General features: G+C 38.3%; 14 protein-coding genes. 8 read left to right on the top strand and 6 right to left on the bottom strand.

The window, feature by feature from the left end; genetic code table 11:
- Nucleotides 1–20: 20 nt before the first annotated feature.
- From AC23ME_RS10505 to AC23ME_RS10490, 4 genes are all read right to left on the bottom strand, one after another.
- Nucleotides 21–725, bottom strand: a complete 705-nt coding sequence (locus AC23ME_RS10505) for a porin family protein (RefSeq protein WP_487727709.1) — start codon at nucleotides 723–725, stop codon at nucleotides 21–23.
- Between the two features lie 213 nt (nucleotides 726–938).
- Nucleotides 939–2,528, bottom strand: a complete 1,590-nt coding sequence (locus AC23ME_RS10500; protein WP_487727708.1) for an ABC-F family ATP-binding cassette domain-containing protein — start codon at nucleotides 2,526–2,528, stop codon at nucleotides 939–941.
- Between the two features lie 126 nt (nucleotides 2,529–2,654).
- Entirely contained in the window at nucleotides 2,655–3,056 is a 402-nt protein-coding gene (locus tag AC23ME_RS10495) for a hypothetical protein (RefSeq protein WP_487727707.1), read from the bottom strand.
- A gap of 2 nt (nucleotides 3,057–3,058) precedes the next feature.
- Nucleotides 3,059–4,243 carry an asparagine synthetase B gene (locus tag AC23ME_RS10490; RefSeq protein WP_487727751.1) on the bottom strand — a complete coding sequence of 395 codons (1,185 nt, stop codon included), beginning with the start codon at nucleotides 4,241–4,243 and terminating at the stop codon, nucleotides 3,059–3,061.
- A gap of 620 nt (nucleotides 4,244–4,863) precedes the next feature.
- Between AC23ME_RS10490 and AC23ME_RS10485 the strand changes: the two genes are divergently transcribed.
- The 3 genes from AC23ME_RS10485 to AC23ME_RS10475 all read left to right on the top strand — a co-directional run bounded on the left by AC23ME_RS10485 (nucleotide 4,864) and on the right by AC23ME_RS10475 (nucleotide 8,383).
- Nucleotides 4,864–5,322, top strand: coding sequence for a peptidylprolyl isomerase (locus tag AC23ME_RS10485; RefSeq protein WP_487727706.1), 459 nt, complete (start codon nucleotides 4,864–4,866; stop codon nucleotides 5,320–5,322).
- Between the two features lie 70 nt (nucleotides 5,323–5,392).
- A complete protein-coding gene (locus tag AC23ME_RS10480) occupies nucleotides 5,393–5,947 on the top strand; it encodes a DUF5606 family protein (RefSeq protein WP_487727705.1) in 555 nt (184 codons plus the stop codon).
- Between the two features lie 147 nt (nucleotides 5,948–6,094).
- Nucleotides 6,095–8,383 (top strand): GH92 family glycosyl hydrolase, encoded by a 2,289-nt coding sequence (locus AC23ME_RS10475; RefSeq protein ID WP_487727704.1) that lies wholly within the window; start codon nucleotides 6,095–6,097, stop codon nucleotides 8,381–8,383.
- A gap of 246 nt (nucleotides 8,384–8,629) precedes the next feature.
- Here the strand turns inward: AC23ME_RS10475 and rlmH are convergent, their stop codons facing one another.
- Nucleotides 8,630–9,103: a 23S rRNA (pseudouridine(1915)-N(3))-methyltransferase RlmH gene (gene rlmH / locus AC23ME_RS10470; protein WP_487727703.1), complete on the bottom strand. Its 474-nt coding sequence runs from the start codon at nucleotides 9,101–9,103 to the stop codon at nucleotides 8,630–8,632.
- A gap of 46 nt (nucleotides 9,104–9,149) precedes the next feature.
- On the opposite strand from rlmH, the gene AC23ME_RS10465 reads away from it, so the two are divergent.
- From AC23ME_RS10465 to AC23ME_RS10445, 5 genes are all read left to right on the top strand, one after another.
- Nucleotides 9,150–10,958: a MutS-related protein gene (locus AC23ME_RS10465; RefSeq protein ID WP_487727702.1), complete on the top strand. Its 1,809-nt coding sequence runs from the start codon at nucleotides 9,150–9,152 to the stop codon at nucleotides 10,956–10,958.
- Between the two features lie 159 nt (nucleotides 10,959–11,117).
- Nucleotides 11,118–12,452 carry a GH1 family beta-glucosidase gene (locus AC23ME_RS10460; protein WP_487727701.1) on the top strand — a complete coding sequence of 445 codons (1,335 nt, stop codon included), beginning with the start codon at nucleotides 11,118–11,120 and terminating at the stop codon, nucleotides 12,450–12,452.
- Nucleotides 12,453–12,470: 18 nt separating this feature from the next.
- Entirely contained in the window at nucleotides 12,471–12,893 is a 423-nt protein-coding gene (locus AC23ME_RS10455) for a putative signal transducing protein (RefSeq protein ID WP_487727700.1), read from the top strand.
- A 5-nt stretch (nucleotides 12,894–12,898) separates the two neighbouring features.
- Nucleotides 12,899–13,135, top strand: coding sequence for a putative signal transducing protein (locus tag AC23ME_RS10450; RefSeq protein WP_487727699.1), 237 nt, complete (start codon nucleotides 12,899–12,901; stop codon nucleotides 13,133–13,135).
- Nucleotides 13,136–13,286: 151 nt separating this feature from the next.
- The gene (locus AC23ME_RS10445; RefSeq protein WP_487727698.1) at nucleotides 13,287–13,793 is read left to right on the top strand and encodes a transposase; all 507 of its coding nucleotides are present in this window, start codon (nucleotides 13,287–13,289) and stop codon (nucleotides 13,791–13,793) included.
- Nucleotides 13,794–14,261: 468 nt separating this feature from the next.
- Here AC23ME_RS10445 and AC23ME_RS10440 read toward each other — a convergent pair whose 3' ends face one another.
- On the bottom strand, nucleotides 14,262–16,547 hold the full coding sequence (locus tag AC23ME_RS10440; protein ID WP_487727697.1) for an aconitate hydratase: 2,286 nt from the start codon (nucleotides 16,545–16,547) through the stop codon (nucleotides 14,262–14,264).
- Between the last annotated feature and the right edge of the window lie 146 nt (nucleotides 16,548–16,693).

The following is a 16,693-nucleotide window of genomic DNA, read 5'->3' as shown; positions in this document are numbered from 1 at the left end:
CAATGATTGTTGTAGGTTAATTAGAATGAATAACCGATGCTAAAACCCAATACTCTATTTCTCTGCTTAGAGTCTTGGCTATTAGCTCTAGCATCTTTAGGGATAAGATTTGCTAAACCTAAGCCGTAGTTGGCGCTAAGGGTAATCCCATTGTTCGCCCTAAATCCAAGACCGAAGTTAGCTCCGTAATCCATGCCGGCACTGCCAGTTAAAGGTTGCGCATCGTCCCCAAATTCGAATTTTGATTGTTCTTCATTGGGTGTAATGTTTTTAAATTTATTCTTTCCAGAAATACCAAATCCTAAATACGGACCGGCACTAACTTGCACTGCACCGGCGTTACCAGTCGGAATACTATATACTGCGTTAATTGGAACATCAATCCACATTGTGCTTTGCTGAGCTTCAACGCCACTTGTGCCGTCTACATCGGTAAATTTTGTTCCTTTATTCTGTAAACTTACACCTGGCTGTAGGGCAAAGTTTTTTGCTACTCCAAAATCACCGAATACAGTTACATTAAATCCAACGTTGTTCTCTTGATTTTTATTTAGTTCATCTATTAACTCTTTGTTTTCACTTCTGCCCGAGAAACGATACTTAGATAAATTTACTCCAGCTTTTACACCAATTCTTGCATCGCTACCGCCTATCGTTGTAGTTTGAGCAAATAAAGCAGAGCTAGAAAGTAGGAGAGCGGTTCCAAATAATAATATCTTTTTCATAACAATTCATTTTTGAGTTGAAGTTATTTTCAACACTTCCCGTGTTCCAAAAGCTGTGCCATTAGGCGTGCCAATACTGGAGGAAAATACTTAAAAACAAGGCTTAAATGAGTGTTATCACATATTTGTCTAGCTACACTAACTCACCTGTCTTAATGTAACAGGGTGTTTACAAAAGCATACAATGTTGTGTTCGATACTGGAAATTTACGCCTAACTTAACATGATTTTTCTTCCAATGTTTAGCTGTGCCAAAAAGTGTTCATCGTGAGAAACGATAATTAATGTTCCTTGATATTCATTAATTGCAGCGGTTAAAATTTCGATGTTCTGTATATCTAAATTGTTGGTAGGTTCGTCTAAAATAATCATGTCAGGAGCAATGCTTTTGATGGTTAGGCAGCACAACGCTAAACGCATTCTTTCACCACCGCTTAAACTGCTGCATGATTTATCCCAAGTATCTTTACTAAATAGGAAACGATTAAGTCTAATTTTAACTTCATGTTCTTGCAGCGCATGGTTGTTGTAGTATTGTGCTTGCTCGTACACAGACAAATTGTTATCTATTAAAGAGTAATCTTGATCAATATAAACAGCATTCGGTATGGCTCGATAAACATTGTCCGGAGAAAATTCCAAATCGCCGAGGATGATTTTAATTAAGGTGGTTTTACCTGAGCCGTTGGCTCCTTTTAACGCAATACGATCGCCGCTATTCACCTGAAAATTTAAATCTGTTGTCCAAAGGATCTTATTCCCGTAACTAAAATTCAGATTTATTGCCTTAAATAAAACTTTTCCTTGGTACAGTTTAGTGTTATCGAAACCAAATTTCATCTTGTCGATGTCCGCAACATTTGCTCGTAGCGATCGTAACTCGCTATTAATTCCTCCAATTTTTTCAGTATGAATGTCCTTTGTTTTTGCGGTGCTATTTTCGGCATTATTGCGTAATGTATTCATCATGATACGAGCTACGCCAGCTTTTTCCTGTTTCTTTTTACCACGGGCATCCTGCTTTTGTTGTCGTTCTAGCGTTTTGCGTTCCTTTTCTTTCGCTTTGCGTAGAGCTTTTTCCTTACTTTGAATATTGTTTGCTAATGCATTGTTTGCTATTTGCTTTTGTGATGCATAAAAATCGTAATTCCCTCCGTAAACATGAATTCCAGTTTTGGTTAACTCGCAGACTGTCTGTGTAAGATTAAGCAATTTCCTATCGTGACTAATGATCAGTAAAGTACTTTTGGTATGCTGTATAAACTGATATAATAATTCTCTTCCGGCAACATCTAGGTGGTTACTGGGTTCATCCATCAGTATAAATTCTGCTTGGTGAATTTGGATACCAGCCAAGAACACCTTGTTTTTTTGTCCGCCGCTTAAAGATGCCATTGGTTCTGAAAGCTCAAGATCTTCCAATTGCCAATATTTCAGTGCCTCTTTACAACGTTCCTCTAGTGTCCAATCGTCGTTGAGTATGGCAAAGTTATCTTCCGTAGCATTGCCTGCTAAGATTTGTTTTAATGCATTAAGTTTACTTTCAATTCCTAAAGCTTGTGCAATGCTCAAGTGGTTAAACTGACCAAAAACCTGCGGAATGTAGTATGGTGCACTTTCGATCTCTACTCTTCCAGCTGTGGGCTGCAATTCGTTGGCGACTATTTTTAGGAGTGTTGATTTTCCCGCACCATTGTTTCCAATTAGAGCAGTTTTATCGTGATTATTAATGGTTAAATTAATACCATCAAAAAGTAAATCCTTATTAGGATGTATGTAGCTAATATTTTGTAGGGTAAGCATAATTTCTTTCTTTAAAGATGAATGGATAGGCAAGGCAATTCGCTTTGCGGTCTTTAATGAATTGGAAAGAAATTTAATCTTACATGTGGTGGGGTTTTTGATTTTATTGCTGCAAATATAATGATTTTACTGCTTTTTGGCTAGTTTCAAATCAAAACCTAATCTGCCATGTTCGCTTTTTGATGTATTGACAGTACTAGCTGAGGCTATTGTTAAGAATAACACAGGGACTAGGATGATGGCTGCAAACCGTTTGGTAAAGAATTCTATTAAACCCGTTCGCCATAAAAAGTACATAATGATAAAGGAAAGCGCAATCCCAATAGTGCCGAAAAGTGCTAGGAATAGAACTGGAGATTGTAAATTCGCAATTGATTTTGATTCTACTGCAAGCAGAACTATACTTAAAACTAAAAGTATGTAAAAAATGATTAAAACTCTGGGCGGTGTTATTTTGCTCGGTTCTGTTTCTTTAGAACCTAGGGACAACAAATTGGTGGTAACATCGAAAATATCCAATAAGCTCATTGCTACGTTTTTTGAGGCCTCTTTTTAGCAGCAGGAAACAAAACATTGTTCAAAATCAATCGGTAACCCGGCGAAGTTGGGTGCAAACTCAAATCGGTTGGTGGATCGTTTACTTGGTGTTGGTAATCTTCTGGATCGTGACCACTGTAAAAACTAAACTGACCTTTGCCAATTTCCCCGTGCAGGTAACGTACCTCGGCACCAGCTTTGTTCTCGCCAAGCACTGTTATACTAGGTTTTATCAGGCTCTTACGAAATGCTGTCGTTTGCCCCATAAAGCCTTTTACCACTTTTTCGTGATTTTGGGTAAGCATAGTAGGTACTAAATCCCATTTGGCAGAGAAATCAAATAAGGTAAAGAAATCGTTGGATTTGTCGAAGCCTACACGGGTTTCAGTAACGTCTATGTCCGAAAATTCGTATCGGTAGGGGTTCATATCCAATTTAAAATTGGTGAAAGCTACCGCTTTGCTATAATCTAGCTTTGATTGTGCGTTGGCGTCCATGCCGTCGCCATCGAACATGCTTTCCAAAATATCTACGCCTTCGGCAGATAAAGCAATATCGAAACTGTCGGTGCCCGAGCACATAGCAAATAAAAATCCGCCGCCTACACAAAATTCTTTGATGCGCTTGGCAACTGCCAATTTCATCTCAGAAACTTTCTTGAAACCATTGCGTTTAGCGGCTGTTTCCTGATATTTTACGTCTTCTTGGTACCAAGTGGCATTTCTAAAAGCCGACCAAAATCGTCCGTACTGTCCTGTGAAGTCTTCGTGGTGAAGGTGCAACCAGTCGTAGGTGGTTAATTTATCCTTAAGTATTTCGTCATCATAAATTACATCGTATGGAATTTCGGCGTAGGTAAGTACAAGGGTTACGGCGTCGTCCCAAGGCAGTTTGCTTTTTGGCGAATAAACAGCAACTTTAGGTGCTTTTTCTAGCTTTACCATTTCCATATTTATCGCTGGATCGCTGATTTCGTTAAGGATGGCACTTACTTTTCCGTCGGCGAGTACTTCGTAAGAAACACCTCTAATTTTAAGTTCATCTTCGATGGCTTTGGCATGTTTTACCAAAAAGCTACCACCTCGGTAGTTCAATAGCCAATCTACTTCGGTTTGTTGTTTAATGCACCAATAGGCAATTCCGTAGGCTTTAAGATGGTTTTTCTGACCTTCGTCCATGTAAATTAGGATAGACGCTGCCTTTGTGGCAACTTGAAGTAGCAGAAATAAAACAAGAAGGATGTACTTTTTGCCTTGCATAGATACGAATGTAATAAAAATATAAACGTGTAAGTTAGTGAAGAATTATGGCTCTTGATTTAGATAGTCGTTAAATAAGAAAAGCAAGACAGATTTTTGCTTTTTAGATGATTGACGATAGTTGTCGAATATTTATTTTTTAGGTTTTTATCTTGGCCTAACTTTGCAAAAGCTTCAAAAAGCTTTATGGTTATTTTTTCGCCCGCTAAGAGAATAAGAGTAACGTAAAGGATGCAAAGTTGATGCACAGGTTTTTGTTAATTAAACCCGATTGAAGCGGAAATACTTTTTGTTTATTAATAGCTGTCATCCTTCTCCGCCAGTTGGCGGAGAAGGATCTGTTAAACTATAGCAGTATGGATATAGATCCCTCGAAACTCGGGATGACAAGAGGCCTAAAACAAAAAGATTGTAGCGAAAAGCGGGGCTACCGAACCGATGGACAATGATATTCATTTCCATATTATCTCATCATCCCATCAACGGATTATCACATTTAATTAATTTGTGTATTTTTGCTTCCTTATATAAAAAAGAAAATGGGTAAAGCGATTATAAAAACGGCAAAAGGCGATATGACCGTGGAGTTCTACGAAAAAGATGCTCCTAAAACTGTTGCTAACTTTAAGAAATTAGCTAAAGAAGGATTTTATGATGGTGTAGCTTTTCACCGTGTAATTCCTAATTTCGTTATCCAAGGTGGTTGTCCTAATTCTAAGGATGGTGCTTCTGGCATGGCGGGTACTGGCGGTCCTGGTTACAAAATTGACTGCGAGTTAGATGGCGATAATCAATATCACGATAGAGGTGTGCTTTCTATGGCGCATGCTGGTAGAAACACCGGCGGTTCTCAGTTTTTTGTTTGCCACAGTAGAGACAATACTGCTCACTTAGACCGTAACCACACTTGTTTCGGTAAAGTGGTAGAAAACGTTGACTTGGTTGATGATATCCGTCAAGGCGATAAAATTTTAACTGTAGAGGTAATTGAAGACTAAATGCGTTGAGCGTTTGGTAGTTGGCGTTTTTAACGCTTAATGCCTGCGCTAATCGCCTAACATAAAATTTATGAATTTAAGAGGAATTGTATCTGTTTCGGGCAGGCCAGGTTTGTTCAAATTAATTGGACAAAATAAAGCTGGCTATGTTTTAGAGAGTCTTGATGAGCAAAAATTAAAAATTATTGCTAATCTAACGAATACCAAATTGGCTTCTTTAGAAGATATCACTATTTACGGAGAAGACGAAGAATTGAAATTAACTGATGTTTTGGCAAATATTGCAGCTACTAAAACTGCAATTCCTGATGTTAAGGCTGACGGCAATACTTTAAGAAAATTCTTTATTGAAGTTGCTCCAAACCACGATCAAGATAAAGTTTATGCTTCTGATATGAAGAAGATTTTAGCTTGGTATAACTTCTTAAAAGATATGCCTTTGTTTACTGAAGCTGCTCCAGGTACAGAAGAAGATGCGCCTAAGGTAGAAGAAAAAACAGAAGCTAAGCCGAAAGCTGCTCCAAAAGCAAAAGCTGCTCCAAAAGCAAAAGCTGCGAAGGCACCAACCGCTAAAACGGCTGCACCTGCCAAAAAAGCAACTATGCCTACTAAAAGAGGAGCTTAATCGATTTAGTAATGCAAAAAAATGGCCTCGTAGTTTTGAAAAGCTACGGGGCTTTCTTATTTTTACCTTAACCAAAACCTAAAAAAGCATTGGTATGCTCAGCATTAAATTGATTTCTGTGAGGTATAAATAAAGCAAAACTAAAATATGAAGAAACTTCTTGTAGTTGGACTGTTGTCCATTTTTTTAAAAGTCTCTGCGCAGCAGAATTTCGTAAAGTATGTAAAGCCGCTCATTGGCACAGAAAAAATGGGGCACACTTATCCTGGAGCTACGGTTCCGTTTGGGGCGGTGCAATTGAGTCCCGAAACAGATACGGTGTCTTATGCGTTGAATGGCCGTTACAATGGAGAAGTCTACAAATATTGTGCTGGCTATAAATATGAAGATAAAACGATAACTGGCTTTAGCCACACGCATTTTAGTGGAACGGGGCACTCAGATCTGGGCGATATTTTGATGATGCCAACTGTTGGAAGGTTGAAGCTGAACCCCGGAACTGCAAGCCAGCCTGGATCTGGTTATCGTTCTAGTTTTTCGCATGCCAATGAAACCGCTGAAGCGGGATATTATAAGGTTAAACTTGATGACTATAATGTAATCGCGGAATTAACAGCTACTAATAGAGTTGGGATGCATCAGTATACATTTCCGCAATCTAACCAATCTCATATTGTTTTAGACCTCACCGCAGGTATCTATAATTACGAAGGCAAAAATACTTGGACTTATGTGCGTGTGGTGAACGATACGTTAATTACCGGATATAGGCAAACTAATGGCTGGGCTAGAACTCGTACTGTCTATTTTGCGATGAGTTTTTCGAAGCCGTTTAAATCTTACGGATCTAAATATGAAAATCAAAATGCGATTTATCGTGGTTTCTGGCGCAAATTCGATCAAACTAAAAATTTTCCAGAGTTAGCTGCCCGTGATATTAAAATGTATTTTGATTTTGATACCAAGGCAAATGAAAAGGTAATGGTAAAAGTTGCGCTATCGCCTGTTTCGCAAGCAAATGCTTTAGAAAATATGCGTTTAGAAATACCGCATTGGGATTTTGAAGCCGTAAAAAAACAAGCGCAAAATAATTGGAATAACGAATTAAGTAAAATTGTAGTGGATACCGATCAGGATAATATGATTAATTTTTACACTGCACTATACCATTCTTTTATAAACCCTACTACTTATATGGATACCAATGGGGAGTATAAGGGCTTAGATCAGGGTGTTCATAAAGCCAACGGATTTACCAATTATACAACCTTTTCTTTATGGGACACTTATAGGGCTTTGCATCCATTTTTTAATATTGTGCAACCCTCTAGAAACAATGATATGGTGAAGTCGATGTTAGCACATTTTGATCAGAATTCGCTTAAGATGTTGCCTATTTGGTCGCATTATGCAAATGATAATTGGTGTATGAGTGGGTATCATTCTGTTTCTGTAGTTGCGGATGCAATTGTAAAAGGTGTATTTAATGGTGATGCGGAAAAAGCGCTGCAGGCTTGTATCGTCACTTCAAATAAACGAAATTATGAGGGAATTGGCTATTATATAGATAAAGGTTACATCCCTGCTGAGCGAAGTGGTATATCCGTATCTAATACTTTAGAATATGCCTATGATGATTGGGCAATTGCACAATTGGCAAAGAAGTTAGGCAAAACTGCGATATATGAAGAATATTTAAAGCGGTCACAAAACTGGAGAAATAATTTCGATAAGCAATCTGGTTTTATGCGACCAAAGTCTGAAAATGGAAATTGGCTTGCTAAATTCGATCCTATGAGTACGCATGGTCAAGGCTTTATTGAAGGAAACTCCTGGAATTATAGTTTTTTCGTTCCCCACGATCCTAGTGCTTTGGCAGAGGCAATGGGAGGGAAATCAAAATTTGCAAAAAGACTGGACACTTTGTTTACAATGCACCTTCCTGATGAATTTTTCGCAGATACAGAAGATATCACTCGAGAAGGTATTATAGGTGGTTATGTGCATGGTAATGAACCAGCACATCATGTTCCGTATCTATATAACTGGGCTGGGCAACCTTGGAAAACCCAAGCTCAAGTCCGCAGAATATTAAGCATGCAATATAAGCCAACTCCAGACGGGTTGGGAGGTAATGATGATTGCGGACAGATGAGTGCCTGGTATATGTTTTCGGCGATGGGCTTTTACCCTGTAGCGCCTGGGTCAGGCGAATACGCAATTGGTAGCCCACTGGTAAATAAAGCGACCATAAATTTAGAAAACGGAAAAACATTCGTGGTGGAGGCAGTAGGTCAAGGACCGAAAAATGTTTATGTCAAAAAAATCACCCTTAATGGCAAAGATCTAAATGATTACACTTTAAAGCATTCAGATATTTTAAACGGTGGTAAGCTGGTGTTTTTTATGTCGGCAAAACCGAAAAAGATTTCATAGTTAGTAAGCGTATAAACTAACAAAGGCTGGTCAATGATCAGCCTTTGTTAGTTATAGAAAATATAAGAGTATTGCTGCAATGATAACTACGGCAATCATGATCGTTAAATACCGTTGTTCTTTAGAGGTATCGCTTCTAAATCTGTAGTTTCTTTTATAATCTCCTGGTAGTTTCATAATTCCTCCTTTTTATAAATGGATGATTTGTGTTGTTGTTTTCCATAATGTAATATAGCATTTTTCGTGCTATTCGTGATGGTAAGGTTCGTTTTTCAATATAGTAAAAGCTCTGTAAAGTTGCTCTACAAAAAACAAACGTACCATTTGGTGAGAAAATGTCATGTCTGACAGCGAAATGCTACTATTTGATCTTTTGTAAATGCTTTCGTCAAAGCCGTAAGGGCCGCCGATAATGAAGACCAAGTTTTGTACACTGCCCACCATTTGTTTGTTAATGTAGGCTGAAAACTGAACAGACGTATATTTCTTACCTTTCTCATCTAACAACACCACCACATCGCTATTGTTCAATTGCTTTAGTAACAATTCTGCTTCTTTGGTTTTTTGCTGTGCTTCGGTAAGGTTCTTAGTGTTTTTCACATCTGGAATAATTACCATGTTGAAGTTAATGTAATGCTTCAATCGTCCCAAATACTTATCAATGCCCTCAATTAAGTATTTATCCTCCGTTTTTCCGATAGCAATTAAGGTAATCTTCATCTAATGGTTGTGTTTTTTATCTTTACAGCTTAATTCTTCAAATATAATGTTAAATACCGAGCTAGATAGATTAAAACGATACGAACAGTCAGCACAAGAACAACAAACAGAAATCGCTGTGTTGAAGAAAAAAATAGATCAACTTTCTTTTGTGCGGGTAGCTTTGTTGCTGGTAGAAATTGGCTTTTTTGTTGGCTTGGTGAGTTCTGAAGGAACAACTGCCAATACTATTTGGTCTGTATTACTGGTGTTGCCAATCTTTACTTTTGCTGCGGTTGTTAGACGACAAAACAAATTAGAAAAGGAATACAAGTTCCATCAGAATTTGCTTTGGGTCTTTGAAAATGAGATTGCTTTGCTACAAGGTAAAGCTAATGGATACGATGATGGTACTGCCTTTGAAGATGAAAACCATCCTTACCTTTCTGATCTAGATATCTTCGGCAAATCATCGCTTTATGCTTTGATCAATAGAGGAGCTTCAAAAATTGGGGTAGAAGAATTGGCGAAACATCTAGCTACAGTTAGCAACCGCGAAACTATTGAAGAACGCCAAGAAGCCATTAAAGAATTAACAGAGCATATTGATACTACTTTTGCATTTAGAGCTAACTTAAAAGGTCACGAAGTAACAAGGATTGAAGAAATTAAACGAAAGTTAGGTAACCAATTGTTAAATCAGGTTGCTTTTACATCAAATAAATTGCTCAAATTTTATGTAAAGTTGGTGCCTTACTTAATGTTGGTTTTGTTTTTAACAGGGTTGATTTTTGGTGGTGCTTTTTGGAGTGTTTTTGGTTTGATAGCTTTTGCTAACGCGATGCTAACGTTCTTTTATTCAAAACAAATCACGACAGTTTACTATGGTTTTAGTGGAAGTTCTGGTTTGCTAAGCAGTTACGCTGATGCCATTGAATGGACAGAACAACGTGCTTGGAAAAGCAAATACATTAAAGATTTATTTAAATCGGAAGAAAAAGTTAGTGCGCACATTAAAGCGTTGGCGAAAATCATTGTCGAGTTTGATGCCAGATTGAATTTCCTTTTGTACGCTGTACTCAATTTCTTTTTACTGTGGGATTTGAAATGTTGCATTAAACTTGGTAATTGGAGTAGAACTGTAAGCGGTCAGGTTGCTCAAGGTGTAGATAGAATTGGTTATTTCGAAGAATTGATTTCTTTTGCCACGCTGAATTACAACCATCCGGATTGGGTGTTTCCAACCATTAAAAATGATTTTTCTTTGCAGGCTAATGAGTTGGGACATCCGTTAATTCCGACTAGTAAAAGAGTAGATAACAGTTATAAACTAAGAGAAACACCAACAGTAGATATCATCACAGGTTCTAATATGGCTGGCAAAAGTACATTTCTTCGTACGGTTGGTATTAACATGGTGTTGGCTTATGCGGGAGCTCCGGTTTGCGCAAAGCAGATGGATTTACCTATTTTCCGTTTGTTGACTTACATGCGTATCAAGGATAATTTGATTGAAAGTACTTCTACTTTTAAAGCAGAATTGAACCGTTTGAAAATGATATTAAGCGAAGTAGAATTACATCCAAATGCTTTCGTGTTAATTGATGAAATGTTGCGAGGAACTAATAGCAAAGACAAGTTTGACGGTTCTAAAGCCTTCATCGAAAAACTGATTAAAATCGGAACACCAACTTTATTCGCCACCCACGATTTACAATTGTCAGAGTTGGAACAAGTGCATCCAGCTTCGGTGCGTAATTTCCATTTTGATATACAGTTGGTTGGTAACGAAATGGAGTTTGATTATTTAATTAAGCAAGGCCCATGCACTAAGTTTAATGCAGCAATTTTGTTGAAGCAAATTGGATTAGGTTAGTTTGGTTCTACCACCTCAGTCACCTTAGCACAACTAAGTTTTATTTTATCAATATAGTTTTTTCTAAAGAGAACTTAGGTTTCTTAGGAGGTTCAATCAAAACAATAACTTAACTTTAATTTAATCCGAACAATCAGATTATTCACTTTATTTGATGAAATGCAAAGCAGCGATTTTGGTAAGGATTTTTTATGGGGTGTAGCCACAGCAGCTGCGCAAATAGAAGGTGCCGCCAATTCGTATGGTAAAGGTCCGAGCATTTGGGATACTTTCTCCAAACGTTCTGGTAAAACCAAAAAAGGGCACAACCCTAGTGAAGCTTGTGATTTCTATCATCGTTACCATGAAGATATTGCATTAGTAAAAACTTTAGGCTTTACCGTTTTTCGCTTTTCCATCGCTTGGTCCCGTATTTTTCCTTTGGGTAATGGAGACTTAAACAAGGAAGGTGTTAGATTTTATCACAGTGTGATAGACGAATGTTTGCAGCAAGGTTTAACACCGATGGTTACACTATATCATTGGGATTTGCCCGAGGCTTTGTCTAAAGAAGGCGGCTGGACTGCTTACGGCATCAATAGTGCTTTTAACGAATATGCACTTTTTTGTGCAAAAGAATACGGTAGCAAAGTAAAGCAATGGATTGTAATTAACGAGCCTTTTGGTTTTACTTCTTTGGGTTATATGTTGGGCGTTCATGCGCCTGGGCAAACGGGTGTGAGTAATTTCTTCGATGCAGCTTTACACACTGCCATCGCACAAGCTGATGGGGCAAAAATTCTGAGGTCAGAAGTTAAGGATGCCATTATTGGAACTGCTTTTTCATGTTCGGAAATTGTTCCGTATACGCAATCAGCACAAGATTTATTGGCAGCTAAAAGAGTTGATGCCTTAATGAACCGTTTCTTTTTAGAACCTGTTTTAGGTATGGGGTTTCCTACGGCAGATTGGGAAGTGTTAGAGAAATTTTCTATCAGCCACTCCACTTGGCGCCATCAAGAGCGAATGAAGTTTGATTTTGATTTCATCGGTGTGCAGAATTATTTTCCATTGGTGATAAAATACAATGCTTTTATTCCTGTGGTGCAAGCTTGGGAGGTAAAGGCGAAGAACAGAAAAATCTCTCATACAGCAATGGGTTGGGAAATTAATGCGGATAGTTTTTATCGTATCATTAAGCAGTTTGCCGCTTATCCTCAAGTGAAAAATATCATGGTTACTGAAAATGGTGCTGCATTTCATGATAAAGTAATTGATGGGAAGATTGATGACCCCGAAAGGACCGAATACTTTAAAGCTTACCTAGCCGCAATGCTAAAAGCTAAAAATGAAGGTATCAATATCACTGGTTACTTAGCTTGGACTTTAATGGATAACTTCGAATGGGCAGAGGGCTACCAAGCACGTTTTGGCATTGTACATAATGATTTCAAAACGCAACTGCGTACCGTCAAACAATCTGGTTATTGGTGGCAAGAATTTTTATCGAAGTAAATCTCTATATTTATAGGGATGAGCGATAAAATTATAGTCTACAGCACTTTTTATAACCCAATCGAAGCCAACATCGTCAAAGCGAAATTGGAAGATGCTGATATTCCCTGCTTTTTAACGGATGAAAATGTAGCAACAATAAATCCGCTTTTTAATCAGGCAATAGGCGGTGTTAAGCTTAATGTTTTTGAAAAGGATGTGGAACAAATTAACGCTTTATTGGCAGATGATGTAGAGCTTGAAGTTCCAGAAATGGATGTTGAACAAGATGCAGATAAAGTAGTTTGTGAAAATTGTGGTTCTACCAATGTAAGTTATGGTTTGGCTACTAAAAATAAGCATAGTTGGTGGGTGGCTGTGCTCTCTATTTTAATGACTATTTATCCTTTTAAAGCAAATAAGTGTTATCATTGTTATAAGTGTGGTCACGAATTTAACTAGATCTTATGGCAGATAATAAAATAGTAGTTTATAAAACCTTCGAAAATCCAATGGAGGCGAATATTGTTAAAGGTCGCTTGTTAGATGCAGGTTTTGAATGTTTTCTTTCAGGTGAAAATGCGGCATTGGTTTATCCGGTGTTTAATACTTCGATAAGTGGAGTACAGTTGCACGTTTTCGAAAAAGATGTTCATGCGATTGAGCAGTTTCTAACTGAAGATGAAGCTTTTGACGGACTTTAATACATTTATAAGTTATAATTAAGTTGGCGGGGACGCGAACTTAGGAAGGTGTGAAAATTCTTTCCCTCGTTGGCGTCCCCGCCAACGATTAGTATGCACTCTGATATATCAATAAATTTATTAGCTTTAAGTCTACCTATTCTAGTTCTTAATGCTAAAATCATATCATCCAGAGTTTCTTACAGCTACGATTTTAAATTGGCAACATTTGTTAAGCGATGAGTTTAAACAAATAGTTATAAATGCCATGAGGTGGTTAGCGGATGAAAATAGGTGCAGAATTTATGGTTTTGTAATAATGCCTAATCACATTCATTTGTTATGGAAAATTACAGACGGATTTGATAGGGCTAATGTTCAGGGTGCTTTGCTAAGCTTTACTGCTCACGAATTTAAAAAGAGGTTGGGTAACACACAGCTAAAGAATTATCAAGTCAATCTTGCCGATAGAGTATTTCAATTTTGGCAACGAGATTGTGTTGTTAAAGAATGTTGGGGTGAGGAATTTTTAGTGCAAAAATTAGAATATATTCATAACAATCCCTTACAGCCTCACTGGAGTTTAGCGGATTTGCCGGAAAATTATTATTGGTCATCAGCGTCGTTTTACGAGAATGGTGAAAGCTCGTTTGATTTTATAACTCATTATAAAGAATAATTTTATTAAAGTGTTTGCACGTTGGCGGGGACGCCAAACGTGAGCGGAAGGGACGTTTATCTGAAAGCAGCAATGCTCTTTAAAAATTGCAAAGCATTTAATTAAATAGACTTTCTCTCCCTTGTTGGCGTCCCCGCCAACGAGTAGCTTATGTTTTGAAGTTAATTGTTTGCACGTTGGCGGGGACGCCAACTTGAGCGAGAGATGTGTTTACTTGAAAGGGGCAAAGTTCTTTAATAGTTGCAAATTCCATAGTTAGATAGACTTGATGGCAATGGAAACCCCACAGCCGAAGCATAGCGTAGGCGAGGAGTTGAAATGAACAGCAAGACTTTCGGGAAAATAGTAGCAGTATAACTGCTCTTCTAATAAAGTGGTCAGGTATCAGTTATATCAAAATAAAAAATCCCAAAAGCTTTTAAACTAATTGGGATTTTATCTTTCTGTCTTTTTCAGATTTACGGACGATTAAGCCTGTGCAGCTTTCGTAGCAGCTTCTTTTCTAATGATATTTAATGCGCCACCAGCTTTGAACCACTCAATTTGTTGTTCGTTGTAGCTATGGTTTACCTCAAATTGCTCTGTAGATCCATCAGCGTGGTGTAATACCAAGGTTAATGGCTTATTAGGTGCAAATTCAGTTAAACCTAAGATATCGATGGTATCATCTTCCTGGATTTTATTGTAATCTTCTTTGTCTGCAAACGTTAAGCCCAACATGCCTTGTTTTTTCAAGTTGGTTTCGTGGATACGGGCAAAAGATTTTACCAAAACCGCACGAACGCCCAAGTGACGGGGCTCCATAGCTGCGTGCTCACGAGATGAACCTTCGCCGTAGTTTTCGTCGCCGACAACGATAGAACCAATGCCTTCTGCTTTGTATGCACGTTGCGTAGCTGGAACAGGTCCGTACTCGCCAGTCAATTGGTTCTTGATATCGTCAGTGTTGTCGTTGAAGTAATTTACCGCACCAATTAACATGTTGTTAGAGATATTATCTAAGTGGCCACGGAATTTTAACCACGGACCAGCCATAGAAATATGGTCGGTAGTACATTTGCCTTTAGCTTTGATTAATAGTTTCAAGCCTTTCAAATCTGTGCCTTCCCAAGGTGCAAATGGGTCTAACAATTGTAGACGGTGAGAGGTAGGAGAAACGGCAACTTCTACATTCGAACCGTCTTCTGCCGGAGCTTGAAAACCTGCATCTTCTACCGCATAACCTTTTTCAGGCAATTCCCAACCTGTTGGTTCGTCTAATTTTACTTGCTCGCCTTTGTCGTTCGTTAAAGTGTCTGTAAGTGGATTAAAACCTAAATCGCCAGCAATAGCAATTGCAGCTACAATTTCTGGAGAAGTTACAAATGCATAAGTGTTAGGGTTACCATCGGCACGCTTAGCAAAGTTACGGTTGAATGAGTGTACGATCGTGTTTTTCTCCGCTTTTTCGGCACCTGTTCTGTCCCACATACCAATACAAGGACCACAAGCGTTGGTAAAAATAGTTGCATCTAAATCAGTAAACGTACCCAACAAACCATCACGCTCTGCAGTGTAACGTACCTGCTCAGAACCTGGGTTAATACCGAATTCGGCTTTTTTGCCTAAGCCTTTATCGATAGCTTGTTTAGCAACCGATGCAGCACGAGATAAATCTTCGTAAGATGAGTTGGTGCAAGAACCAATTAAACCCCATTCTACTTTAGTTGGCCATCCATTAGCTGCGGCAACCTCTTTCATTTGCGAAATAGGCGTAGCCAAATCTGGTGTAAATGGACCATTCAAGTAAGGTTCTAATTCATCTAAGTTAATTTCAATTAATTGATCGAAATATTTCTCTGGTGATGCATAAACTTCCGCATCTCCGGTTAAATGTTCTTTCACTGCGTTTGCGGCATCAGCTACATCAGCACGATTGGTAGCACGTAAATAACGTTCCATACTTTCATCGTAACCGAAAGTAGAAGTGGTTGCGCCAATTTCAGCACCCATGTTACAGATGGTGCCTTTACCAGTACAACTTAGGTTAATGGCTCCGTCGCCAAAGTATTCTACAATAGCGCCAGTACCCCCTTTTACGGTTAAAATACCAGCAACTTTCAAGATCACATCTTTAGCAGAAGTCCATCCGTTTAATTTACCAGTTAATTTTACGCCAATCAGTTTCGGGAACTTAAGCTCCCAAGGCAAGCCAGCCATTACATCGCAGGCATCAGCACCGCCAACACCAATTGCAAGCATACCTAAGCCACCAGCATTTACGGTGTGGCTATCAGTACCAATCATCATTCCGCCAGGAAAAGCATAGTTTTCTAAGATTACTTGGTGGATGATACCTGCACCTGGTTTCCAGAAGCCAATACCATATTTATTCGAAACTGATGAAAGGAAGTCGAAAACTTCTGCACTTTCAGTTTTAGCATGAGGTAAATCAATTTCGGCACCTAATTTGGCTGTGATTAAGTGATCGCAATGTACAGAAGAAGGTACCGCAACTTTAGGTCGGCCAGCTTGCATAAACTGCAATAATGCCATTTGTGCAGTTGCATCTTGCATTGCTACTCTATCTGGAGCAAAGTCTACGTAGTCGGTACCACGAGTAAACGATTTATTTGGTTTTTTGCCATCCCAAAGGTGAGCATATAATATTTTTTCTGAAAGCGTTAAAGGTCTGCCAACTAATTCGCGAGCTACATCTACGCGTTCGCCAAAAGTTGCATAAACCTTTTTAATCATTTCTATATCAAAAGCCATAATTGTTCTTTATAATTATTGTTATTAACGATGCTATCTAAATTAAACAATTTTTAACAGACTTGTTTTTGAGTTTTGTCAATTTGTCTTATTTAAAAACATTCTATGCAATTGTTTGCATAAACAAAAAGGCCAGCCCGATACAT

It is taken from the genome of Pedobacter sp. T50_32, assembly GCF_057652195.1.
The sequence above is the reverse complement of the archived record's forward strand: the minus strand, read 5'-3'. Positions and strand labels throughout refer to the sequence as shown.